Source organism: Aeromonas molluscorum (assembly GCF_051376105.1).
Taxonomy (GTDB): domain Bacteria; phylum Pseudomonadota; class Gammaproteobacteria; order Enterobacterales; family Aeromonadaceae; genus Aeromonas; species Aeromonas molluscorum.
Map to the genome: position 1 here is coordinate 1 of NZ_JBPQCY010000002.1, position 21,900 is coordinate 21,900.

A 21,900-nucleotide genomic window follows, 5' to 3' on the forward strand; every position below is an offset into this window, starting at 1 on the left:
CACTACGCCGAATTCGTTGTGGTAGACGGTCGGGCCGCTGCCGCCCTCCTCTTCCAGCGCCTGGGGTTGTTCACCGGTGTGGCGGATATGGACGATTTGCCAGTCGGTGTTGAGGCTGCCATTGGGGTGTTCGGTGAGTGAGAAGTGCTGACCCGGCAGCAACACCGCGCTGTTGGACTTGCCACTGCCCGCAACCGCGTCATTGCGCAGCGCATCGAGCCGGTGCTGGGCAAATGCCTTGCCGCTGCCGTCCTGCTTGTAGCGGCCCGGATAGTCAAAATGCTGGTAAGTGTCGCGTTGATGCGAAAGCTCTGTCCCCATTTTCTTCTGGGCGAGGCCGTAAGCCGGGGTCTTGAAGCTGTAGTCTTTGAGCTCCACATCGCTCGGTCGCACCGCCTCGCGGTAGTGGAACTGGCGAACATAGGCGCCCTGTTCCAGTGAGCGATTACCAAGGTTGAAGAAGAGCTCGGGGCCAGCAGTCAGTGCTGCCGCGTCGTCGGCAAACACGATGCGGTGTTTGCCTGCTTCAAACTCGTGGAAGTAGAACAGCCCCTCTTCTGCGGCCAAACGGTTAACAAAATCGAGGTCGGTTTCGCGGTACTGGACGCAGTATTCCCGCTGGGCATGTTCGTTTTTCAGGGCAAAGGCGTAATCGGTGATGCCGTGTTCTTGCAGCAAAATGGAGAGGATTTCATCAGGCTTCTGTGCCTGGAAGATGCGGGAGTTCTGGCGCAATCCCAATCGCCACAGCGCAGGTTTGACCTCAAGGCTGTAACGGGTGCGGCGAAAGCCGCTGTCCCCTTGGGCAAACTCGCTCACAACGCCACATACCCGGCGCTGCAGCTCGCCGTGGTACCACACCAGCAGCTCACAGGGCTGGTCCAACACAGCACCGAAATCGATATCGGGCTGAGCGCTGGCCACCTCCAGTTTGAGGCTAAACGGGCTGTTCAAGCCCTCATCAAGTTTGAAGCTCGCGACCGCAAAGGTGCTGTCAGCCAGTGTGCCAACCTTGACGGTGAATTGTAATCCTGTGCTCTGTGCCATGACCTTGTTCCTTATCCTGCTTGCCCGCTGCCCGAGCCAATCACCACGCCACCACAATCCACCGCTGTGCCGGTGACAGCGATAGGCTTGCCATTCACCAACACCGAGCCCACACCACCGGCAATGCTGCGCGGGTGGGGTGGATTATTGGGCTTGTCGTGGGGTGCTAACGGGTCACCCTGCCGTGCGACAGGCTTACCATCGAGGAAGACATCAGGGCTCGCGGCTATCACCGGGGTCGGCGGAAAGCCGTCGTGGTCGGTGCCAATGTCACCGAGCAGTGCAATGGAGGGACACATAATTCAAACCTCTTGTGTGCTTTGCTATCACTCCGCCTCGAGCCTCAGAACAGGGGGATGGCAAAACATAAAAGCTCCGGCAGCCAAAGGGCGACCGGAGAAAGCACGGGCTGATAGGCCGGTTAGACACCAGCCAGACAGTACAAGATTGACTACAAGGAATACCAAAGTAAGAAAGGGAGGCTTAGGCCTCGATAGGCGCACGCCAGTCGTCAGCACCAGAGGTGCCAGCAACAGTGTGCTCCCAGTCAATCTTGCGGTAGGCCAGAGAGACCTGGATAAGCTGGGTGAAGTCAGACTTTGCCGGGTCTTGGCAATGCGGCATCTGGCAGTCGATGTCAACGATGGTGGCATCGGTCAGCACGGTAGAGAAGAAGTGCTCCTGCTTGCCTTCAACGGAGGTGCGGTACCACTTCAAGGTCACTTTCGGCAGCATCTCGCCGGAAGCCAGGGAGTTGTACATCAGCGGCACGGCTTTGTTCAGCGCAACAGTGAACTTGAACGGCTTGTGGACACGCTGACCAGCAGGCTGACCGGATTGCGGGTCAGTCGGTACGGTTACCTGGTGATTGAACTCTTGCACCAGCATTTCGTCTTCGTGACCTTGTACGAAGATGTTGCCGACGGAGTCAGAGGTGAAGGCTCCGGCGGTGATGTTGCCCTGGGTTTTACCTTCGATGCTGATATAACATGGAGTTGGCATGTGTATGCTCCTACTGCTTGTTGAATGAATGCGTCAATACCTTGCTGTGAGTGGGTTTATGGCAGAGGTTCCATGATTTGGGTACACCCTTGGGTACACAGTTAAGCAGGGTGCTCGCAGAGTTCAGACCCTTCCGACAGGTCTAGCCCCTCAACAGTACTCCATCACTGCGCTCTAAAAAGCCTAGGCCATCGGCCTGACGCAACGCGGATATAGAGGTAACGGCTGCAATCAGGGGAGGGGATGTCTGTTTGCCGAATCGACGAAAACGGGGCAGTGGTGTAACGGGGTTGGTGAGGCAGTACTTGCGGTATGAGGTAGGAGACTCTATCCACTGATAAGCAGTTGCTACACATTGTTTATGTGAAACACAGCGTTAGTATTAGTGGCTATATATATAAATATGTTGATCTCAACTGCAGATAGTAAAAACAATTGTGGCCTCATCTATAGGTCTTCGATAACATTACTCCATTGTCCAATGGAGATATATTGTGAATAGCGAAAACCTTATTTTTAAATATGATGGCGAATCACTCAAAGAACATAAAATCGATGTTGATGTTCTTGCTGAATCACTGCTTGGTATAAGCAATCTGCTCTCTGAGATAAATGTAAAACTAAATGGGACGGCTGATAATTTATCAATAAAAGCCAAGCCATTTAGGGAGGGATCTTTCGAATTCATCATAGATGTTGCTCAACAACCAGGTGAGTATCTTGAACTTTTAAGTATTATAGGTTTAAGCTCAACCGCAGGCGCGGCTAGTTTGATTTCAACAATAAAGAAATTGAAGGGTCGTCAAATAAAAAAATTATCCTTTACACAAGATGGTGACTGTAAAGTTCACTTGGAAGGCGAGTCATTTAATGTCCCATCTTATTATCGCGCTCTATTAGCGTCGCCATCAATAAGGAAATCTCTATCACGATTAGCGTACAATCCATTGCGCAAAGAGGGAATTGATTCATTTAAGATCATTAAAGAGAGCACCGGAGAAGAACTATTAAACATTAATGACGAAACATCTGCTGATTTTAGATATAAGCGAGTCCCCGTAGAGGACTCTAGTGCCTCTCGTATAATAGAAGATGCAATTATAACTTTTTTGACTATGCATAAAGACAAGACATCCTCTTGGCGGATCGACTATGAAGGTGAGACCTATAATACTTCTATCAAAGATGATGAGTTCATGGAGCGGGTCTTACAAGGCCGTGAACCTAAGCTTTTTAGCTCAGCTTTTCGTGTAAACCTCTTACTGAAGGAGGATCTCTTATCTCTGGACAAAGCATACATTGTTGCTAAAGTACACGACACTATAGACTAGCAAGCCATAGCATACCGTTTCACAGCAAATTCTACTGAAGGAGGGAGATTGATGAACGCTAGCACAGCTATGTTTTGGTCTGTTTTCCTCCTATTGTTGCCACTTGCATATGGACTCTTTAGGCTCTTTTTTGACTGGTTTCTCGACAAATTGTTACCTCCACACAAAGTCATAGTTGAGGTATTTAGAGCGGATGGTTCATCTGTTTCAACATCTGTAGATGTCACTAATGACAAAGAGTTTTACCGGCTGGCTATGTCTGCGATTAGAGAGGGCGTAGCGTTAAATGGAAAAAAATAAAGGCTCTGCTCCAGTATACGTCGCGAACTTGTTTTCCTATGGTGCCATTGGTCTCTTAAACTTGGCGATGGTAAAGACACAATCATTGACCTTTTTTGGTCTAGATCTAGATATTACAGATATTAAGACTTCTATCTTAGTTAGTCTTCCAGGTGTAGGATTTATAATCGCCCATTATCTTGGTGTTTTTCTAACATTTGTGAGTACAACTCGGGCTGAGAGACAACTGCACACCCTCAATGAAAAATATAAAAAGAAATGCATTGAACAATTATCGGATCCTCTTTTAGATCAAGAAGAAAAAGACAAAATAAAAAAAGAATATACAATTTTATCTGCTGATGAGCGTGCATTAGCAAGTGCTAGTTATTCAGCAAGTCGAGACCGTTTAAAAAAAGCAGACGAAAATTTTCAAAGCTTAAAAGACCAAAGCCCAGAGAGCAATGCAGGGCTTGATGACATGTTGAAAATAAAAAATAAATAGTCAACCTTCTAGGCTATGACAAAATATACAATTATAAACCCTCACTGACCCCTGCGCTGGGGACTCTTAATACCCCCCCCCCTTTATTTAACGCCAACTTGGCTGCCTTCTTATAATTTCTTCCTTGTGTCATTTATCTCCTTCCTTCTGGTAATACGTAGAACAAGACTTCTTCATTACAGCCAAAATTAGTTTTTTTACGATACCCAACCATTTTTACCGGTTGGTGATTCGGGTCGTCTTAGTCGGCAAAGCGGCTTTACTGGTAGGCGGTGAAGAGTTGGCGGACCTGGCGAAGGGTGGCGGAGTCCTCCTGATTGTCCAGATTAGGGCACTCATCAAGGCAAGCCCTAGCGGCTCTTATGGCCTCTCCGGCAGGAGGTGGTCAGTTACCAGGGCAAGGTGGGTGAGGGAATCACCTCATCCCACAGGGGCATGATGTTGTCGCAATCCTCGAATAGGATACTTGCTAAATCAGTCAAAACCCCAATAACCATGGCCAAAAATGGCCCAAATCCCATGCCGGGGTGATTGGGTGCCTAGGGCGCGATCACGGCTTGCAAGAAAGTGAAGGATTCTGAAGGATTCTGAAGGATTAATTCACCCCCATAACCCCTAGTTCCCGCCAGTACTGGTGCGGCTTCAGCCCGATCTGTCAGGTGAGTGATTTTCCACACACAAAGCGCGCAGGCGAGGCGGGGCTTCAACTGCGCGCGCTGGGTGCTGACAGGGTCGGCAGGCTGCGCCAGCCGCTATCTGCCGCTCTTGGTGAGAGAGTGATGAACTGCCCGAGGCCATGGATGCTGCCAGCCAAGGCAATGCAGCTGCGAGGCTCTCAGGCGGTTTGGTGAAGGCCGCTGATAGCTGTCAAGGCGCAGGTGCAAATGCTCGGCTGGTATGTGCGGTCGAGGCCAGCACGAACCACCTTCTATCTTGGGCTTTGGCCCCGCAGGGCCGACACGTATCACCCGCGCTACGAAGTGGGGCAGGGGATACGTAACAGTCGGTTACTTTGCGTACGCAACTGCCTTACAACCACACCAAAAAAAATTCCCAACACTAAATTGACTCGGTTGGATAGCTTGGTGGTGAGGGCTGTCATGGGACAGCAGAGGAAGGGGTGAGGTATGTATCAGTTTGGGCATGTGGAAGCGTATGCACGGAAACCTCAAAAAGGGGGCTGGAGCGTGCATGACATCGCGAGCGAGGCCGAACGAGTGCCTGCACATTGCAAGCATGTGTTGATGGCGAAGGAGCCCATCCGCGTCTTTGGCTGCTCGCCGAAAGAGGCTGTTGTATTGGCTGAAGCCTGGGGAGCTCAGGCCAAGGATGGGTTGGGGAGGAAACTGCGTTCAGATGCGCCGGTGCTGCTCGCAGGCATCCTCTCCTATCCGAAGGATGGGCAGGAGTGGTCAGCGTTCAAGGCGCAGGCTTTGATCTGGCTCAGGAAGACGTACGGTTCGGCCCTCAAGTCGGTGGTGGTGCACCAGGATGAATCGCATCCCCACCTCCACTTTTATGCAGTGCCAGAGTTCGGGCAGGACTTCAATGCGCTGCATCCTGGTAGAGCGGCAGCCGCAAAAGCCAAGCGCAATGGTGACCAGAAGGCACTCCAGCAGCGGGCTCACAATGAGGCCATGAGGGCTTGGCAGGATCGGTTGTATCTAGAGCTTGGCCGGGATTTCGGACTGGCCCGGATCGGGCCAAAGCGCCAGCGGCTGACAAGACGCGAGTGGAAAGCCCAGCAAGCGGCCCAGCAGGCTATCCTCGTGGCAGAGCGGGCGGCGAAGGCAGAGGCCGTGTTATCAAAGCAGCAGCAAGCCAGGGTCATGCTGCACATCGAGGGACGCGAGGTCGGTCTCCTACGCAAGCAGCGGCTTTACGACAGGGCAGAGCTGGACAGGGTACGCGACCGGGCCTTTGCCGAGGGGATCACTGTGCAGATGGGCAGGCAGGGCGAAGCCGCGAAGATCGTGGCGGAACGTCGGATTTTTGTCAGCGAAAACATCCTCAAGATTGAGGACGATTCGAAGAACATCCAGGCTCACCTGGCAGAACAGGAGGCCGCGCTGAAAGCTCGCGAGAGTGCTGTGGCCGGCCAGGAACAGCAGCTTCAGGCTTGGGCGGTGCAACTCACCGAACAGCAACGGGAACCTCTGACAGAGGCGGAGGCCAAGCTGGCGCTCGCAAGACGTAGGCTGGAGGAAAGCCAGGATCGGGAGAAGGCCCTGAAGGCGCGGGTTGAGCGTGCAGAGCGACTTCCTATCCTGCTCAGCAAGCTCCGCAAAGAGTTACGCCAGCAGTTACCGGAAGCGGTGATGGAGCTGATACCCAGGCAGAGCCATGGCTACGGGATGGGATGACCAGGAGTGATTCAACGCGATCTCTATGCGGGGAAAGCCTCACGACCAGATGCAGAAAACATGAAGCCACCGCTCCCGGTGGCTTCATCGGTTTCAGACTTCACGCGCAGCAGCAGTCCGGATCCGTTGAAGTTCTTCTTGCTGTAGCCGCTCAAGTTCGGCTTTGGCTAGCTTGATCTGGTGATTCAGTGAATGGCGCGAAGAAGGGCTGCCCCAGGACTTGGACAGCCTAACAATCGGCGGGCGATTCATGACGGCACTCAGCGCCTCTTCATCCCCTTCCCAGCTCACTCCATCGCGGCTCTCCAGTTGTGCCACCACGCTCTTGATGAACGCTTCCGATGGTCGAATGGCTGGTTGTGCGCCAAGGGTAAACTGGTAGGCGACTTGGGTATCAAACCCCAGCGAGACCTCGTTACGGCATGCATTATCGAGAATAGATTCATACCGGTGCAGTTGCGCAAGGTGCTGACACAGCTCGCCGAGCAGTTCTTCTGCTCGCTGCTTGAATGACGCCTGGGCGTTCTTGAACAGCAAGGCAACGATGCGAGTACGGGATCTCACCTCATCACAATAGAGCGGCCAGCCCTTGCCCTGCTGCACATGCCCGATCATCAGTTCCTGTTTCTTGAACAACGCGATGTCGTCCAGCTCGATCTGGATCTCGCCAGTCCGGCTGATGAGGTCGCGATATTCTTTTGCCGATAGAGATCCACTGGCCCTTCCGGTCATTCTCAGCTCAGACAATCGTGCCAGTTCATCCAGCAACTCCTTCTCTCTGGCCGGGGATATCTCTAGCAGGCGCTGGCGCTCGCCTTGATCCCATTCATCAAAGGCCGCCCGTGCGGCCCGTGCTTGGTCGATGGCCTGCTGCAGGGTGATCTCGCCGTTGTTATGAGATTCGGTGGTCTGGGTGGGTTCCATTGTGTGACTCCTTAGCAGTCGGTTTCGGTCAGGTGGGCCAGAGCGGTTTGCAGTGGGCTATTGCTCTTGGTGGCGAAGTTCATCACCCCGGTCTGTCCGAGGGTCAGCAGCCCCAACGCCCCCGACAAGAGCAGCAATTGCTGTTCATCGCGCGGGCTGAGGGGCAGTTTTACCAACTCGTCTGCCTTGCCTGCGTATTTACGCAGGTCTTCCAGGGTCAGGCCGTCCAGCATATCCAGCAAGATTACTTCTTGTTGCTCGGACACTTTGGGCTTTGCCGGATGGTTGAGCATGTGAGCAAAAATTCGGCCGCAAATCGCGCCGTGGTTAAGTTGCTTGGTCATGGTGTTTCTCCATCAGGAATAGGGTTGGTCGGTATGTTGACCATGTGCATGCTCAGGTGGTGGCCATGGCATGGGCCGCTTCCAGCTTGGCCAGATCGATCCCGTGCCGTTTCAAGGCGGGCTCAATCTCAGCCCGGATAAAGCGGTAACGGCCATTTCGGCCCAGACGGATCGGGCGGGGCAGATCGCCCCGTTCAACCATGCGGTCAATCGTGTCGTAGCGACAGCCGATCAACACGGTCAGCCGTTTACGCTCAATGAACACTGAATGGGTCATCATGCTCTCCTGCTGTTGGTTACTTTATAGAGGTTGCAACGGTTTACGCAGGGAGACGAGCAGCGGCCAGTGTGTGCGGCGCTGGCACACTGGCGGGGGGAGGTTTCAACGGGATTGAGGGATAGGCCGATTCAGCGGTTAACGATGATCGAGCCTGCCGCCGGGCCGACCACCCCGCCACAGACCAAAGAGGCCAGCCAGGAAAGAAAAGGTTCCCCTGCCGATGGGTTGGTAGTGTTGTTACATGCGAGCAACAATCATGGCAAAAATACCGCTCAGAGCAGGGTGCACCATGGAAGTTTAGAAAATAGCTCCAATGCTTCCACATTGCTACAGGTCAGTAATGACGTGGCTTACAGCGGTGGAAGTATGTTTTTTCCTGCCTCCAAACGCCTCCAAATCGTTCCTGAATTCCTCCAAAATGGGCTATACCGCCTCACCACAACACATCCGACCAGAAACATGAGTGAAACAATTAACTAAGCAGGTGACCCCTACGAGGTTGGAATCATTGGAACTATTTGGAAGTATTTAAAAAAATACTTCCATATCTATATCCCTTGTACAGCAAGGCTTTCAGAGGAATTGGAAGTGTTGGAAGTGTTTTTTTTTGCGGCTTAAGTCATCACCCAAACCACCGGATAAAAAAAGGGCCGCACCCTGGCGACCCCTTGTTCCTTCTGGCAGGCGTTTATGGCTCTACGATCACCGCCTTGGGCATGAATTCCTCTACCTCATCGGTCAACACAATGTTGGTGACGGTGCCGTTGCTGGTTCTCGTTCTGTACTCGCCGCCAAGCTCTTTCGCCATCTGCTTAAGTGCCCGGCTGACCGCATTAACTGACTGCGGTCGATCTAGGCCTTGATACTCCAGATAATGCAGATAGGCGTGGTAGAAGAAGCGGCGCGGATTACGAACGATGTCCGTTTTGCCACCCATGCGCAGCCCATTGGGCACATCAATGAATTTCATCATGGCGCACAGGTCAAACAGGGGATCCGCCGCCCGCTTGACCGCGATGGCGTCGGCAGAGTTACGCTGTGCCAGCAGCAGGGCTTTGGCCTCCTCGGGGTCAGCAAACCGGGCCAGCAGGTGGCGGATGATCACCGGCAGTTCGGCGGCGATCTTCTCCCCCAGTTGGGGATCTCTGTCGGCCTCGGCCACCACCTTGTTGAAGGCGAAGATCACCCGGCGCCGCGACATGCCGCCATTGCGTTCGGTCATCACCATGGCGGCGTTGTTGGTCGCCAGCACCACGGCCCGCACTTTGGCGCTGAACATCGCCTTCCCCTTCTGGTTAATCGACACCTCATCACCGCCGGTGATCGCCTTGAGGGTGGCGCCGTCGCCGATGTAGCGGGGCTGGTCTGGCAGCAGGATCAAGCGCTTGTCCCATACACTCTCAAGGCCGAAATCACTCTCCAGCCGCTTCATCGAGCTGCTGCCCACGTTGCGACTACCGACCAGCAATTCGCACAGGTTCGCCATCACCGATTTGCCGCTCCCCCCTTCACCCGTGACCTCAAGGAATAGCTGCCAGTCGTAGCGGTTCGCCAACACCATGAACAGGGCCGCCTTGATGTGCTCCATCTTGGTGGCGTCACTGTCGGCGGCATGGGTCAGCCACTTAGTGAAGTGGGGGGCGCACTCCTCCAGCGTCTCCCCTGGTTGCGGTTCTCCATAGGTGATCCCGTTATGACTCAGCAGGCCATCGGCGGGCGAATGGGGCCGAAACGCGCGGGCGGTCATGTCGTAGACCCCGTTGGCAAAGCCGATCAGGTCGTCCCGGGTCGTGGCCATCAGCGGGAGCATCACCTTCATGGTATCGACGGCGCCACTCAATAACTTGCTGCTGTATGTCGCGCCATGTTCGGTGAAGATCGCCCCCATCTCACGGATCAGCACGCCATCTGGCAGATGCTCCCACAGGCTGCCGGTGTAGCGGTACACGGCGGCGGCCACCATGTTAACGGCGACATCCCCCAAGCGCTCCGCCAGCAGTTCGGCGCGTTGGCTGGCCGCCATCTTGCCGATCTCCACCCCCTGGTTACTCTGCCTTGCCCGCAGCGGTATCACCTCGGCCCGACCCCCTTCTTCCTGGCTGGCGCCTTGCTCTTGCCGCTCTTGGTGCTGGTCAGAGTACGGGTCGGTGTACGGGTGTTGGCTCTGCTCAATCTGGCCCATGATCTGATTCCTTACTGCAGTCAGCCCGTGGGCTTGGTGGTAGTCGTTCCAATCGCCCGCCTCGGGCGGCAGCGCCACCCTGGCACCGATGGCGCTGGCGGCCTGCTCGGCCTTGCTCTTGCCGGGGTTGCCCGGGGTGTTGGCGTCGTTGTCGGCGCAGAGGATCACCCGGCACGGTTGCAAGGGGTCATCCATCCCCCGCACCCGTTGCGCCACCGCCAGCAGATTGCCCGCATTCATGGCGCAATAGACGCTCGCCCCGGTGGCAAGGTGAATACTCAGGCCGGTGGCGTAGCCCTCACAGACTGCCACCCACTCGCTCCCCGCAATCCGGTGGCAGGCCCCGGCCATCTGCCCGCCCGCCAGATAGCTCTTGCGCCCCTGCTCGTCGATAAGTTGAACGTTCACCAGCTCGCCGCCGATGTCGGCATAGAGCGGCACCACCAGGGAACCGGGCGGGAAGGTCAGCTCACCCACCGCGATCACACGCTGGGAGAGCGCCACCGCCACGCCCTGCAGCCCTTTACCCTCCAGGTAGGGGCTCACCCCCTGCTGACAGTCCGCCATGATGCGGGCGGCCTTGCTGGCAGCCTTGCGGCGCTGTAGCGCCACCCGCTGTTGCTCTTGCTCGGCACGGGCCTGTTGCTGTTGGCGCAGTCGCTCCCGCTCGGCGGGATCTATGGCAACATGGGAAAGCCCCAGCGCCCCCGCCACCAGACGGGCGGCCTGCGCGACTGGCTGACCGGTGACGCGCACCACCAGATCCAACCCGTCCCCGGCCTTGTCACAACCACCCTGACCGCAGATCCATCTCCCGTCTCCCCCTTTGTCATCGAACCTAAAACGGTCTTTACCACCACAAACTGGGCAAGGCCCATGCTGCTTGCGCGGTGGCACCACGACCCCCAAGCTGGCCAGCACCTCCGGCCAATGTCCGTTGGCGGCGGTCTTCACATCCGTCACCAGATGGGGGCCAGCGCCCTCCTGCTTGCTGATCGTGCTCATGATGTGGCCCCCGCTTCCCGTTCGCGGCGCATCCGGGCAATTTCCACCTCGAGATCTTTCCCCTCGGCGAGCATCTGCCGCAGGTCGTCGCACACCTCCTCCAACAGGGCGCACACCAGGCTAAACCCGGTGTCGCTCAGCGCGTCCCCATCCAGACTGTTGCACAGCACGGTCAGGGAGAACGCCTCCCCGTACACCGAGCCAGCCTGCTCCACCACCATGTTGTGCAGCGTCTCCGACAGCTTCTCCAGCGTCAGCGGCAGGGCGATATTGGGCGCCCGCTGGTGCCCCTCACTCAGGAAGTAGGGCCCGCATTCGGCCACAAAGGCCAGCGCCACCCGGCGCACCAGTTCACTCATCTCGTTCATCTCGTGTGTGCTCACTCTTCATCCCCCACCGACAAGACCACCAACTGGTTGAAAGCCCGCTCGTCCAAACCAGCCTTTAGCTGGCGGGCCTGTGTGGCAGTAACGACCCTCGCCATACCGTTGGTGCTGGCAATGAAGGCATCACGCTGCTGACTGCAGGCAAAGGCGCTCAGGCTACCCGCTTGTGAACGTTTGCCGGTCTTGGGGTTGGCTGGGCCAATGAACGTGGGTTGTTGGGCTGCTGGAGCCCAGGCGTAATAGGTCATACACCCTCCCTGAGCTGGGCCAGCTCAACAGCTTCAAACTCGGCCATGACCGGTGCAAGCAATACGCTGAGCTCACAGGGCTCGGTGTGAGATTGATTTCCCTCAATCACTTTGAGCAGCATGGTGACATAGCGATTGATCCGCTCAGAAGGCGCCGCTAGCGGTGTCCGCACGCACCCAACCTCCAGCTCATCAAGCTGTATTTGTAAGGGTCGCAGCAGCTCAGAGAGCTCCAAATAGAGCATTGTTTCAGTATTGGCGTCGCAGGCGTGGCACAGCGCAGAAGTGAACAGGGCGGCTTGCTCAAACAGAGCCTGAGCTTGGATAACCTGACGGGATCGAATGGGCTGTTTCATGCTGCAACCCCCTTGCTCGGGGTGCGGGACAAAAACACCAGGGGTAGACCGGCCAGCGCAGAACGAGCTTGTGCTTCGTTGTTGGCAACGGCGGAAATGGTGCGGATACGGCGTAGGTCTGCCAAACGGCAGGTACGGGAATGCTGGATCAGGAAGGTGTAGATCATGGCCTGTACTCTCTGTCGGTTTAGTGAGTCGGCCATGCTGCAAATGGGGATGCGGCATGGCGTCAACTACCTCCGACAGAAGGCGGGCCTTATTCACCCTTGCGGGCTTATTGGGGCCTCTCAACCATACCGCAAAAGCGGGTACACTCCCGCCGTGATCGGCGTGAATGTGAAGTTCATCTGTGCAATTGCCTGGGGTAGTAGCCCAAATGGCAGGCACAAAAAAACCGCTAATTGTCGGCTGCGGGTGACCGCTGTCGGAAGTAGTACTGTTGGGGTTAGTAGCCCCAACGGATGAGAGCGTACCCTGTCGGATCGTGTCATGCAATATTATTCTGGCGACCCAATCGAGGATTTTTGGCAAGGCTTCGCCCTGGGCGTGGCACCCTTGTTGTTTTTGGTACATGGGAATTATTCCTTAGGCTGCCGTTCTGACGCGGGCAGCTCTTGGGCTTAGAGCACGATCAACTGCGCTTCTCTGGCTGGCTCATCGGTGAGGCTGCTGATATGATCGAGCGGTGGATATTTATTTGGGCTGTTCCGTGTTGCGGAATGGCCCTTTCTTTTTGATCCATATTCCCTATGCCGCCCTTTGGGCATTCATCCACGCCCTCACTTCTTCGGCCCGCCAAGCGGTGACCCGCATGGATAATTTGACCGGTTGTGGAAATGTGCCTTTGGCCGACCAACGCCAAACCGTGACCACGGCGACGCCCAATACCTTGGCCAGGGTGCCTGCCCGAATAAACCCTTCTTGCGGTAACTCAATAGCGGTTTTTGTCTTCATGCTGTGATTGCTCCATTACGTTTCTTTTCGTAGCAAGGGCAATCACAACACAGAAATGCGGATTTTCATTGTCCGGTAGGCGCTACCTCCCGGCCGGTAGAAGCTACCGGCCAGTAAGCTAGGTTAACTTTTTTTGTAGGGTATCCCCTCCTTCATTGCCTTACCCAACATGCGTGCCATTATTTCTTGGCTTAAGGGAGCCTTGTCCGCATCGAATAGCTTGAGTGAGTGATTGTCGATGGTCGATGCCCAGGCGCTAGCAGTCTTGCAGTCGTCTGGCCACTGTTCGCGGGCATAGATCGCGGCAGCCCATACTCTTTCCCGGGTGGCGGCTTTGCGCTCTGCTGTAGGGTGGGGGCCAATATCGGCGGGAGGGCTTTTCTTTTCAGGCATTGGCCTATTGGATGTTCTCTTCATCACCTCACCAGAAATGATGTGCTTCTGAATTTTTAATATATCATCTCGTCTTATTCGTAAACGATCAGGCATATCAGACACTAAGACATGATGAAGTGTCGCGTACTGTTTAAAAGGAACGGAATCATTATATTCTTGAAAAACAATGGTTAGATTGTACGGCGTTTCTTCCTTTATTCTGGATTGCACATATGTTGCAGAATTAAGATCATATTCAAGATGCCAAAGCCCAGAGATATAACTTTCATGTTCTTTCGAAGAGTCATCTGGTTCAAATCGGTGAATACAAGGCGAGTAAGGTTTTTCACCGCTTACACTTGGACCATTGAAGCTAAAATAAACGCCTTCATTGTTTGAAAAATCTTCATACCATTCGTGATCAGAAAAATAATCAACATCTAGATTATCAACTTTATATAGACTGAACTCTGCAAATAATTTTATTGCCTCTGTCGCTACCCAGTGAAATATATCCTCAACATCACACCCCAATAGCTTGGCGGCCCGTTCCGGACTGCAATATTCCAGCGGGATCAATGGTGGTATTTTGGGTGGGGTTTGATTTTTATTCGTCATGGCGTTGCCTCTGTACGCTCACCTTGTATGGATTGCCGGGTCAGGCGGGCAAGGCATCCCGCTTTTCTCTCCGTCGAGATAGACCCAGCAAAGTCGTTAACCTTCATTTTTTGTATTTCAGATGGGGGCTACTTTGTCTTTGACGCCCAACTCCAGTGACACCAACAGTTCCCCCCAGAGCACCAACCCTGCCCGGCGCTCATCAAAATACTGGTGGCGGTTGTAAATGCCTTCCACGCCTCTGATTCGGTGGTTAAGGCAGCGTTCGGCCACGACAGGATCGACCCCCAGCTCCGCCAAATGTGTGCGTCCAGTTCGGCGAAAGTCGTGGATGGTGAAGTTCGCCACGCCCGGCATTTCGCGCTTCACCTTAGCCAGGGCAACCGGCAGAGTGCTTTCCTGAATATGCGGGATCATGCGGTGCTGCATCTTGCGGGCGGGCAGCACCCAGCGGCTACCGCTCGAAATGCGGTGCAGTTCCTGCAACCATTCCACTGCCGGGGGGGGTAACGGGATGTCGATGGCGTCGCCATTCTTCACCCGCTCGGCGGGCAAGTGCCAGACCGCCGCCTCCAAGTCAAATTCGGCCCACTGTGCACCGCACAGCTCCATTTTGCGGCAACACAGGGCAAGAATGAGCTTCATGGTCAGCTCGTTCTCTCGGCTGAACCCCTTGGCCGTGCGCATGGCCTGAAAGAACCGGATCAGCTCGTCACGGGTTAACCAGCGGTCGCGGCTTTTTTCCTGTCCGCCAGCATCGGCGATTTCAAAGGCATTGACGGGGTTCACCTCAAGCATGTGGCGCTTGATGGCGTAATCGAATATCCGGCGCGTCCATCGCAACACATCGTTGGCGATGGTCGGCGCACCACGGGCAACGATCTTTTGCAGCATGTCATCTATGTGGCGCGGCTTCACATCCTCCACCTTCAGGTGGCCGATGTTAGGGTTTATGTCTTTGTCGATACGGCGGCGCAAGATGTCAGGATGCTTCCAGCGGCCAAGGATTTGGCGCTCGAAATACTCGGCGGCCAATGCCGATACCCTCAGCGCGTTCCTCTCCGCCTCCATCTTCTCAAGGGCTTCGGCCTTGCGCTCCTGCTTCTCACCGGCCACGTCATGCCCAAGTGCCACACGGGCAGCCAGCTGGCGGGCGGTTTCCCGTGCCTTGGCAAGCGACAGGTCACCATAGGAGCCCATGTTCATCACCCGCGATTTTCCCGCGAGCTTATACCTGAAACGCCATGTGGGGACTCTGTCCCCTGCTCGATATCTCAGATAGAGCCCGTTGCCGTCTGAGCGTCCCTCAAACCGTTCTCCATCCTTGATCCATGCCCGTATCTGCTTGTCTTGAAACTTGGCCATCGTTCCGCCTGAGCCATTGATAAGGGGGGTGTACCCAAAGCGATGTACCAAAACCGCTTTAGGTACACCCATGGGTACACTGATTCTGTGAAACACTATGATATGGAATGAGATGCCATGCAAACGAAATAGCCCGCAACTGTGCGGGCTATAAGGGTTTTTGATATTGAGTGCTATGACGTGAACTGTTATTCAATATTTTGGATCTGCTCGCGCATCTGTTCTATCAGCACTTTCAGCTCGACCGCGGATTGGGTCACTTCGGCGTTGATGGACTTGGAGCCGAGCGTGTTCGACTCGCGGTTGAACTCCTGCATCATGAAGTCGAGGCGACGGCCACAGGCGCCCCCCTTCTTCATGATCTTGATGGTTTCGCTGATATGCATCTCCAGGCGATCCAGCTCTTCGGCCACGTCGATTTTCTGGGCGAGCAGCACGATTTCCTGCTCGATGCGGGCCGGATCCAGCTCCACCTTGGCCTCGGCCAGGCGATCGGTGAGCTTCTGGCGCTGCCACTCGAGGATCAAGGGCAGATGCACCCGAACCTTCTTCACTTCCACCTGGATGCCATCCAGACGCTGCTGGATCAGCGCCTTGAGGTTGCTTCCTTCGCTGGCGCGGGAGGCAAGAAAATCTTCCATGGTCTGATCGAAACCACCGAGCAGCTCGGTGGCGACCGCGTCCATATCCTGCTCGGCGGCGGCCATGACACCGGGCCAGCGCAGTACGTCGACCGGGTTGAGCTGGCCTTGACCGGCCTCTTTCATTACCCAGTTGGCACTGTCGATGATGAGCCTGGCCAGATCTTCATTGATGTGCAGCTGGCTGGCGGCAGCCTGAGCGGCCTCGAAACGCAGGTTGCACTCCACCTTGCCGCGCTGCAGCTTGGCACGGAAACGCTCACGCAGGACCGGCTCCAGGCTGCGCAGCTGCTCCGGCAGACGGATGTAGGTTTCCAGATAGCGCTGGTTGACCGAACGAATTTCCCAAACGGCTGTGCCCCAGTCGCCCTTGAATTCCTTGCGGGCGTAGGCGGTCATGCTGTGAATCATTGATTGTTCCGGGCTTGATGAAGTGTGCGGCCAGTATACTCAGCCAGGCTTGTTCCGTCAGCCACAGCGATGGCTCTTAGAACCTGTTCCGGCTGTGGCGGGGCCCCGGTCCGCCACGGCCCCGGCTCTTGTAGGTGATGGACGCCGGTTTCGATGCGGCTCCTCACCGTTGAGATGATGGTTCGCGACCAAGCATGACGGTTTCTTAGCGGCTGATATTTGGGGCGCAATCGCTTATACTCCTTCGCCAATTTGAGCCAGCCCAGAGGTCAGTTCCATGTCACGTCCCAGCGATCGCAGTGCCGCACAAGTGCGTCCGGTTACCATCACCCGCAACTTCACCAAACACGCAGAAGGCTCGGTGCTGGTGGAGTTCGGCAGCACTCGCGTGCTCTGCACCGCCAGCGTCGATACCAGCGTGCCTCGCTTCCTGAAAGGCAAGGGCCAGGGCTGGGTTACCGCTGAATACGGCATGCTGCCGCGTTCTACCCATTCGCGCATGAACCGTGAAGCCGCCGCCGGCAAGCAGAGTGGCCGCACCCTGGAAATCTCCCGCCTGATCGCCCGCTCCCTGCGCGCTGCCGTGGACCTGACTGCACTGGGTGAGCACTCCATCACCGTCGATTGCGACGTGCTGCAGGCTGACGGTGGCACCCGTACCGCGGCCATCACCGGTGCCTGCGTGGCGCTGGTGGACGCGCTGAACTGGATGGTGGCCCAGGGCATGATCAAGAAGAGCCCGCTCAAGCACATGATCGCGGCTGTTTCCGTCGGCATCTTCAAAGGGGAAGCCATCTGCGATCTGGAGTATCTCGAAGACTCCGCCGCCGAGACCGACATGAACGTGGTGATGACCGAGGATGGTCGCATCATAGAGGTGCAGGGCACCGCCGAGGGTGAACCCTTCACCCACGAGGAGCTGCTGACCATGCTGGCCCTCGCCAAGGGCGGCATCGACGACATCATCGCGCTGCAGAAGCAGTCGCTCTCCTGATTTTGAAAACGCGGCATTGGCCGCGTTTTTTATGTGCCCGATTTTTATCCCGATAATGTGCAAAGACGACACCCGCAAGGAGCCAGAATGAAAGCCTACCAGCGTCAATTTATCGAGTTCGCCCTGGAGAAACAGGTCCTCAAATTCGGTGAGTTCACCCTGAAATCCGGTCGCAAGAGCCCCTATTTCTTCAACGCCGGTCTGTTCAACAGCGGCCGCGATCTGGCCCGCCTCGGCCGCTTCTATGCGGCCGCCCTGATGGATGCCGGCATCGAGTTCGATGTATTGTTTGGTCCGGCCTACAAGGGGATCCCGATTGCTTCCGCCACCGCGGTGCAGCTGGTCGAGCAGCATGATGTGGATGTGCCTTGGTGCTTCAACCGCAAGGAGGCCAAGGATCACGGCGAGGGCGGCAATCTGGTGGGCAGCCCGCTCAAGGGCCGCATCATGCTGGTGGATGATGTCATCACCGCCGGTACCGCCATCCGCGAATCCATGGATCTCATCCAGGCAAACGGTGCATCCCTGGCTGGCGTGCTGATCGCCCTGGACCGTCAGGAGAAGGGCAAGGGCGAGCTCTCCGCCATTCAGGAGGTAGAGCGCGACTACGGTGCCCACATCATCGCCATCATCCAGATGAGCGATCTGATCAAGTATCTGGAAGAGAAGCAGGCCGAGCAGCCGGAACTGGCCGAACAGTTGACTGCGATGCGAGCCTACCGTGCTCAGTACGGCATCTGAGTCGACAGCGGCGCAGCATTGCCCAACAAAAAAGCCGCTCAATGAGCGGCTTTTTTGTTGCCAGCCAATCAGGCTTGCGGCTTGTGCATGTGCAATGCCATCTGCGGGAAGGGGATCTCGATGCCTTCGGCGTCGAAGGCGAGCTTCACCCGCTCGTGGAAGTCAAACCAGACACCCCAGTAGTCGCCGGTCTTGACCCAGGGGCGCACTACTATGCTGACCGAGGAGTCGAGCAGAGCGGCAACGGCAATAGTGACCGCCGGCTCTTTCAGGATGCGTGGCTCTTCGTTGACCAGACGCTCCAGTACCAACTTGGCTTTGCGCAAGTCAGAGCCGTAGCCGATGCCGAAGGTCATGTCGACCCGACGGGTGTCCATGCGCGAGTAGTTGATGATGTTGCCGTTGAGGATGGCGGAATTGGGCACCACTACCATCTTGTTGTCAGCGGAAGTGAGCGTGGTGGTGAACAGCTGTACCGATTGCACCACACCAGAAGTCCCTGCCACTTCGATGAATTCCCCGGACTTGATGGGGCGGAAGATAATCAGCAGGAAACCGGCGGCGAAGTTGGAGAGTGAGCCTTGCAGCGCCAGGCCTATGGCCAGACCGGCGGCACCAATGATGGCGATGAAGGAGGTGGTCTGGACCCCGACACGACCCAAGGCGGCGAGCACCACGAATACCAGAAGGCCGTACTTGAGTACGCTGCCGACGAAGTGGGTGATAGTGGCGTCGAGGTTGCGGGCCTTCATGACCTTCTCGACACCACCACTGATGAGGTTGGTGGCAATATAACCGAGCAGCAGGGTGATCAGTGCTGCGGTGATATTGACACCATACTCGAGCAGCAGTCCCTGATTGTTGACGAGCCAAGTCTGAGCACTGGTGAGCATTTCGGGTTCCATAACACTTCCTGTTGGGCGAATTAATCAAAACCACGGACTATAACAGCGCATTGCGACAGTTTGGGTCGTTGTGGTTCGTGAGATGTTAATTTTTGCCATAAAAAACGGAGGAGGCCAAGTGCCTCCTCGTCTATTTGGGGTCAACTCTGCAGCAGCTGGCTGCGAATAAACTGCCATTGGTCTTCAAAATCTGCAGTCGGTTTGAGCTTGAACTCGGAGCGGACAAACTGGCTGATCCGCCCCTCGGCATAGGCCAGCAGCAGATTGGCCAACATGGTTTCGTCGAGCTGGAACCCCTGGCCTTCTCGCAACCGCTTCTCGCGTAGCACCTGCTTGAGCTGGGTCTCCAGCTTGTCAAACAAGATGCTGATGCGATCCCGCAGCCTGTCATGCTCACCCAGCAGCGCATCGCCGTTGAGGATACGGGTGATACCGGGGTTGCGCTCCGCAAACACCAACAGCAGCTGCAAGATGTGATGGCAGCGGGTCATGGTGTCTTTCTCGTCGGCCAGGATCATGTTGACCCGTGACAGCAGGGAATCCTCGATAAAGTCGATCAGTCCCTCAAACATCCGTGCTTTGCTGGGAAAGTGACGATAGAGGGCCGCTTCCGAAACGCCAACCTCGGCCGCGAGTCGGGCCGTGGTGATACGCTGACCCGGGCTGGTTTCCAGCATATGGGCCAGCGCCTGCAGGATCTGGTCGCGCCGACTCTGTTTCTGATTACTGCTTGCCATGGATTCCCCTAAAAAAAACAATGGCTTGATTCTGTTATTAGCCACGCAGCCAGGGCTGCGCTGGGTCTTGTTATTTACGACCAGAAGAACCAAACCCACCTTCACCCCGTTCGCTCTGATCAAACTCTTCAACGAGCTGGAAGCTGGCTTGCACCACGGGCATGATCACTAGCTGGGCGATGCGCTCACCTGGCTGAACGGTGAAGCTGTCACTGCCACGGTTCCAGACCGAGATCATCAGCTGACCCTGGTAGTCGGAGTCGATGAGGCCGACCAGATTGCCGAGCACTATGCCGTGCTTATGACCCAGACCGGAGCGGGGCAATATAGTGGCGCACAAGCCCGGATCCTGAATATGGATGGCAAGGCCGGTGGGGACGAGCGTGGTTTCACCTGGTGCCAGGGTGATGGCCTGGTTGAGCAGGGCGCGCAGATCCATGCCGGCCGAGCCCGGCGTGGCGTAGGCAGGCAGGGGGAATTCGGTGCCGATGCGGGCATCCAGGATTTTCAGTTCTATTTGTGTGTTCATGGATCTTTCGTCAGTTGGAATGGCCCCAAGTTTGGGGACTCAGGGTCGATAGTGGCGCGCAATAAGGGCGACAAGATGACGAGCCAGCGTCAGCTTATCGGCCAGTGGCAGGGTAGCTTGACCCCCTTGCCAGAAGACGGTAAGGGCGTTGTCATCGGCGTTGAAGCCTTGCCCGGACTGGGATACATCGTTGGCGGCTATCATGTCCAGCCGCTTTCGCTGCAATTTACCGAGGGCATATTGTTCCACATCCACGGTTTCGGCGGCAAATCCGACCGTGAAGGGTTTGTTCGGCAGCGCCCCCACTTCAGCGATGATGTCGGGATTCTTGACCAAGGTCAGCACCATCTGGTCATTGTCACCGGTTTTCTTGATCTTCTGGCTGGCGACCTGGGTGGGACGATAGTCGGCCACGGCGGCGCAGCCGATGAAGAGATCGCACTCGTCGACCCGGTTCATCACCGCCTGATGCATCTGCAGGGCGCTCTCCACATCGACTCGCGCCACCCCTTGAGGGGCAGCCAGGGCGACCGGGCCGCTGACCAGCGTCACGTCGGCCCCCGCTTCACGGGCGGCGCGGGCGATGGCGTAACCCATCTTGCCGGAGCTGTGGTTGCTGATAAAGCGCACCGGATCCAGTGCCTCGCGAGTCGGTCCGGCAGTGAGCAATAGTCTGACGCCGGCGAGCAGGGGGGCGGCGGTTAACTGCTGGCAGCAGCGCTCGACCAGGTCGAGAGGATCCAGCATGCGACCGGGGCCCACGTCGCCACAGGCCTGGCTACCGGAATCCGGTCCCCATAGCAGAATGCCGCGGCTGGCGAGGGTCTGGAGATTGGCCTGAGTGGCCGCGTTGAGATACATCTGCTGATTCATGGCGGGGGCGACAACCACCTGGGCGGGGGTTGCCAGGCAGAGAGTGGTCAGCAGTTCGTCGGCCATGCCAGCGGCCATGCGTGCCATCAGATTGGCGCTGGCGGGGGCGATAAGTACCAGATCCGCCCATTTGGCCAGCTCGATATGGCCCATGCCAGCTTCGGCTGCGGGATCCAGCAGACTATCGGCGACAGGATTACCGGAGACCGCCTGCAGGGTCAACGGGGTAATAAATTCCTTGGCGGAACGGGTCATCACCACCCGCACCTCGGCACCCTGCTCTTTCAGACGGCGCACCAATTCGGCGCTTTTATAGGCGGCGATACCACCGCTGACACCCAACAGGATGCGTTTGTCGGCCAATCTCATCTGCTTTGCTTCCGGCTCGTTCTGACTGGTCGGCTAAGATAGCACAGCCTGAGGGTGACGACAGAGGCTGTCATGGGTGACTTGTGGTCAGGCTCTCGTCAATCTTTGCTATGTTTTCTGTCAGTAGATTTAATTG

26 protein-coding genes are annotated in these 21,900 nt (G+C 56.2%); 7 read left to right on the forward strand and 19 right to left on the reverse strand.

Annotation, left to right across the window (positions count from 1 at the left end):
* The 3 genes from tssI to hcp1 all read right to left on the reverse strand — a co-directional run.
* A partial coding sequence (tssI, locus tag ACSMDR_RS10550) for a type VI secretion system tip protein TssI/VgrG (RefSeq protein WP_436468250.1) occupies positions 1–1,047 on the reverse strand: 1,047 nt, incomplete at its 3' end.
* Positions 1,048–1,058: 11 nt separating this feature from the next.
* Positions 1,059–1,346, reverse strand: coding sequence for a type VI secretion system PAAR protein (locus tag ACSMDR_RS10555; protein WP_021141173.1), 288 nt, complete (start codon positions 1,344–1,346; stop codon positions 1,059–1,061).
* A gap of 184 nt (positions 1,347–1,530) precedes the next feature.
* Entirely contained in the window at positions 1,531–2,049 is a 519-nt protein-coding gene (gene hcp1, locus ACSMDR_RS10560) for a type VI secretion system effector Hcp1 (RefSeq protein ID WP_042019066.1), read from the reverse strand.
* A gap of 494 nt (positions 2,050–2,543) precedes the next feature.
* On the opposite strand from hcp1, the gene ACSMDR_RS10565 reads away from it, so the two are divergent.
* From ACSMDR_RS10565 to ACSMDR_RS10580, 4 genes are all read left to right on the forward strand, one after another.
* Positions 2,544–3,380 carry an LAPAL motif-containing putative phage structural protein gene (locus ACSMDR_RS10565; RefSeq protein ID WP_436468251.1) on the forward strand — a complete coding sequence of 279 codons (837 nt, stop codon included), beginning with the start codon at positions 2,544–2,546 and terminating at the stop codon, positions 3,378–3,380.
* A gap of 51 nt (positions 3,381–3,431) precedes the next feature.
* Positions 3,432–3,680 (forward strand): hypothetical protein, encoded by a 249-nt coding sequence (locus tag ACSMDR_RS10570; protein ID WP_436468252.1) that lies wholly within the window; start codon positions 3,432–3,434, stop codon positions 3,678–3,680.
* Positions 3,667–4,164 (forward strand): hypothetical protein, encoded by a 498-nt coding sequence (locus tag ACSMDR_RS10575; RefSeq protein WP_436468253.1) that lies wholly within the window; start codon positions 3,667–3,669, stop codon positions 4,162–4,164. Before ACSMDR_RS10570 ends, ACSMDR_RS10575 begins: the two co-directional genes overlap by 14 nt.
* 1,127 nt (positions 4,165–5,291) lie before the next feature.
* The gene (locus ACSMDR_RS10580; protein WP_436468254.1) at positions 5,292–6,527 is read left to right on the forward strand and encodes a plasmid recombination protein; all 1,236 of its coding nucleotides are present in this window, start codon (positions 5,292–5,294) and stop codon (positions 6,525–6,527) included.
* Positions 6,528–6,620: 93 nt separating this feature from the next.
* On the opposite strand, the gene ACSMDR_RS10585 is transcribed toward ACSMDR_RS10580, so the two are convergent.
* The 3 genes from ACSMDR_RS10585 to ACSMDR_RS10595 are packed head-to-tail and all read right to left on the reverse strand — an operon-like array spanning position 6,621 to position 8,072.
* Positions 6,621–7,451, reverse strand: coding sequence for a hypothetical protein (locus tag ACSMDR_RS10585; RefSeq protein ID WP_264098755.1), 831 nt, complete (start codon positions 7,449–7,451; stop codon positions 6,621–6,623).
* Between the two features lie 11 nt (positions 7,452–7,462).
* Positions 7,463–7,795 (reverse strand): hypothetical protein, encoded by a 333-nt coding sequence (locus tag ACSMDR_RS10590; protein ID WP_436468255.1) that lies wholly within the window; start codon positions 7,793–7,795, stop codon positions 7,463–7,465.
* A gap of 52 nt (positions 7,796–7,847) precedes the next feature.
* A complete protein-coding gene (locus tag ACSMDR_RS10595) occupies positions 7,848–8,072 on the reverse strand; it encodes a helix-turn-helix transcriptional regulator (RefSeq protein ID WP_264098753.1) in 225 nt (74 codons plus the stop codon).
* A 144-nt stretch (positions 8,073–8,216) separates the two neighbouring features.
* Between ACSMDR_RS10595 and ACSMDR_RS10600 the strand changes: the two genes are divergently transcribed.
* Positions 8,217–8,555: a hypothetical protein gene (locus tag ACSMDR_RS10600; RefSeq protein WP_264098752.1), complete on the forward strand. Its 339-nt coding sequence runs from the start codon at positions 8,217–8,219 to the stop codon at positions 8,553–8,555.
* 208 nt (positions 8,556–8,763) lie between these two features.
* Here ACSMDR_RS10600 and ACSMDR_RS10605 read toward each other — a convergent pair whose 3' ends face one another.
* From ACSMDR_RS10605 to ACSMDR_RS10645, 9 genes are all read right to left on the reverse strand, one after another.
* Positions 8,764–11,262: a toprim domain-containing protein gene (locus ACSMDR_RS10605; RefSeq protein WP_264098751.1), complete on the reverse strand. Its 2,499-nt coding sequence runs from the start codon at positions 11,260–11,262 to the stop codon at positions 8,764–8,766.
* A complete protein-coding gene (locus tag ACSMDR_RS10610; RefSeq protein ID WP_264098750.1) occupies positions 11,259–11,645 on the reverse strand; it encodes a hypothetical protein in 387 nt (128 codons plus the stop codon). Before ACSMDR_RS10610 ends, ACSMDR_RS10605 begins: the two co-directional genes overlap by 4 nt.
* On the reverse strand, positions 11,642–11,896 hold the full coding sequence (locus ACSMDR_RS10615; protein ID WP_128273315.1) for a hypothetical protein: 255 nt from the start codon (positions 11,894–11,896) through the stop codon (positions 11,642–11,644). The genes ACSMDR_RS10610 and ACSMDR_RS10615 overlap by 4 nt, the downstream gene beginning before the upstream one ends.
* Positions 11,893–12,252 (reverse strand): hypothetical protein, encoded by a 360-nt coding sequence (locus ACSMDR_RS10620; protein WP_042864957.1) that lies wholly within the window; start codon positions 12,250–12,252, stop codon positions 11,893–11,895. Before ACSMDR_RS10620 ends, ACSMDR_RS10615 begins: the two co-directional genes overlap by 4 nt.
* Positions 12,249–12,419, reverse strand: a complete 171-nt coding sequence (locus ACSMDR_RS10625) for a hypothetical protein (RefSeq protein ID WP_163127379.1) — start codon at positions 12,417–12,419, stop codon at positions 12,249–12,251. Before ACSMDR_RS10625 ends, ACSMDR_RS10620 begins: the two co-directional genes overlap by 4 nt.
* Positions 12,420–12,999: 580 nt before the next feature.
* Positions 13,000–13,206 carry a helix-turn-helix transcriptional regulator gene (locus ACSMDR_RS10630; RefSeq protein WP_264098749.1) on the reverse strand — a complete coding sequence of 69 codons (207 nt, stop codon included), beginning with the start codon at positions 13,204–13,206 and terminating at the stop codon, positions 13,000–13,002.
* Between the two features lie 123 nt (positions 13,207–13,329).
* Positions 13,330–14,199, reverse strand: a complete 870-nt coding sequence (locus ACSMDR_RS10635) for a hypothetical protein (RefSeq protein ID WP_436468256.1) — start codon at positions 14,197–14,199, stop codon at positions 13,330–13,332.
* A 117-nt stretch (positions 14,200–14,316) separates the two neighbouring features.
* Positions 14,317–15,564 carry a tyrosine-type recombinase/integrase gene (locus ACSMDR_RS10640; RefSeq protein ID WP_264098274.1) on the reverse strand — a complete coding sequence of 416 codons (1,248 nt, stop codon included), beginning with the start codon at positions 15,562–15,564 and terminating at the stop codon, positions 14,317–14,319.
* A 188-nt stretch (positions 15,565–15,752) separates the two neighbouring features.
* A complete protein-coding gene (locus ACSMDR_RS10645; RefSeq protein WP_436468257.1) occupies positions 15,753–16,616 on the reverse strand; it encodes a YicC/YloC family endoribonuclease in 864 nt (287 codons plus the stop codon).
* A 277-nt stretch (positions 16,617–16,893) separates the two neighbouring features.
* On the opposite strand from ACSMDR_RS10645, the gene rph reads away from it, so the two are divergent.
* Positions 16,894–17,610, forward strand: coding sequence for a ribonuclease PH (rph, locus tag ACSMDR_RS10650; protein ID WP_005900560.1), 717 nt, complete (start codon positions 16,894–16,896; stop codon positions 17,608–17,610).
* Between the two features lie 87 nt (positions 17,611–17,697).
* Positions 17,698–18,351 (forward strand): orotate phosphoribosyltransferase, encoded by a 654-nt coding sequence (pyrE, locus tag ACSMDR_RS10655; protein ID WP_436468258.1) that lies wholly within the window; start codon positions 17,698–17,700, stop codon positions 18,349–18,351.
* A gap of 68 nt (positions 18,352–18,419) precedes the next feature.
* On the opposite strand, the gene ACSMDR_RS10660 is transcribed toward pyrE, so the two are convergent.
* From ACSMDR_RS10660 to coaBC, 4 genes are all read right to left on the reverse strand, one after another.
* Positions 18,420–19,256, reverse strand: a complete 837-nt coding sequence (locus ACSMDR_RS10660) for a mechanosensitive ion channel domain-containing protein (protein WP_005900557.1) — start codon at positions 19,254–19,256, stop codon at positions 18,420–18,422.
* Between the two features lie 140 nt (positions 19,257–19,396).
* Positions 19,397–19,993, reverse strand: a complete 597-nt coding sequence (gene slmA / locus ACSMDR_RS10665) for a nucleoid occlusion factor SlmA (protein ID WP_042042770.1) — start codon at positions 19,991–19,993, stop codon at positions 19,397–19,399.
* A gap of 70 nt (positions 19,994–20,063) precedes the next feature.
* The gene (gene dut / locus ACSMDR_RS10670) at positions 20,064–20,522 is read right to left on the reverse strand and encodes a dUTP diphosphatase (protein WP_436468259.1); all 459 of its coding nucleotides are present in this window, start codon (positions 20,520–20,522) and stop codon (positions 20,064–20,066) included.
* A gap of 39 nt (positions 20,523–20,561) precedes the next feature.
* On the reverse strand, positions 20,562–21,764 hold the full coding sequence (gene coaBC / locus ACSMDR_RS10675; protein ID WP_436468260.1) for a bifunctional phosphopantothenoylcysteine decarboxylase/phosphopantothenate--cysteine ligase CoaBC: 1,203 nt from the start codon (positions 21,762–21,764) through the stop codon (positions 20,562–20,564).
* Positions 21,765–21,900 lie beyond the last annotated feature (136 nt).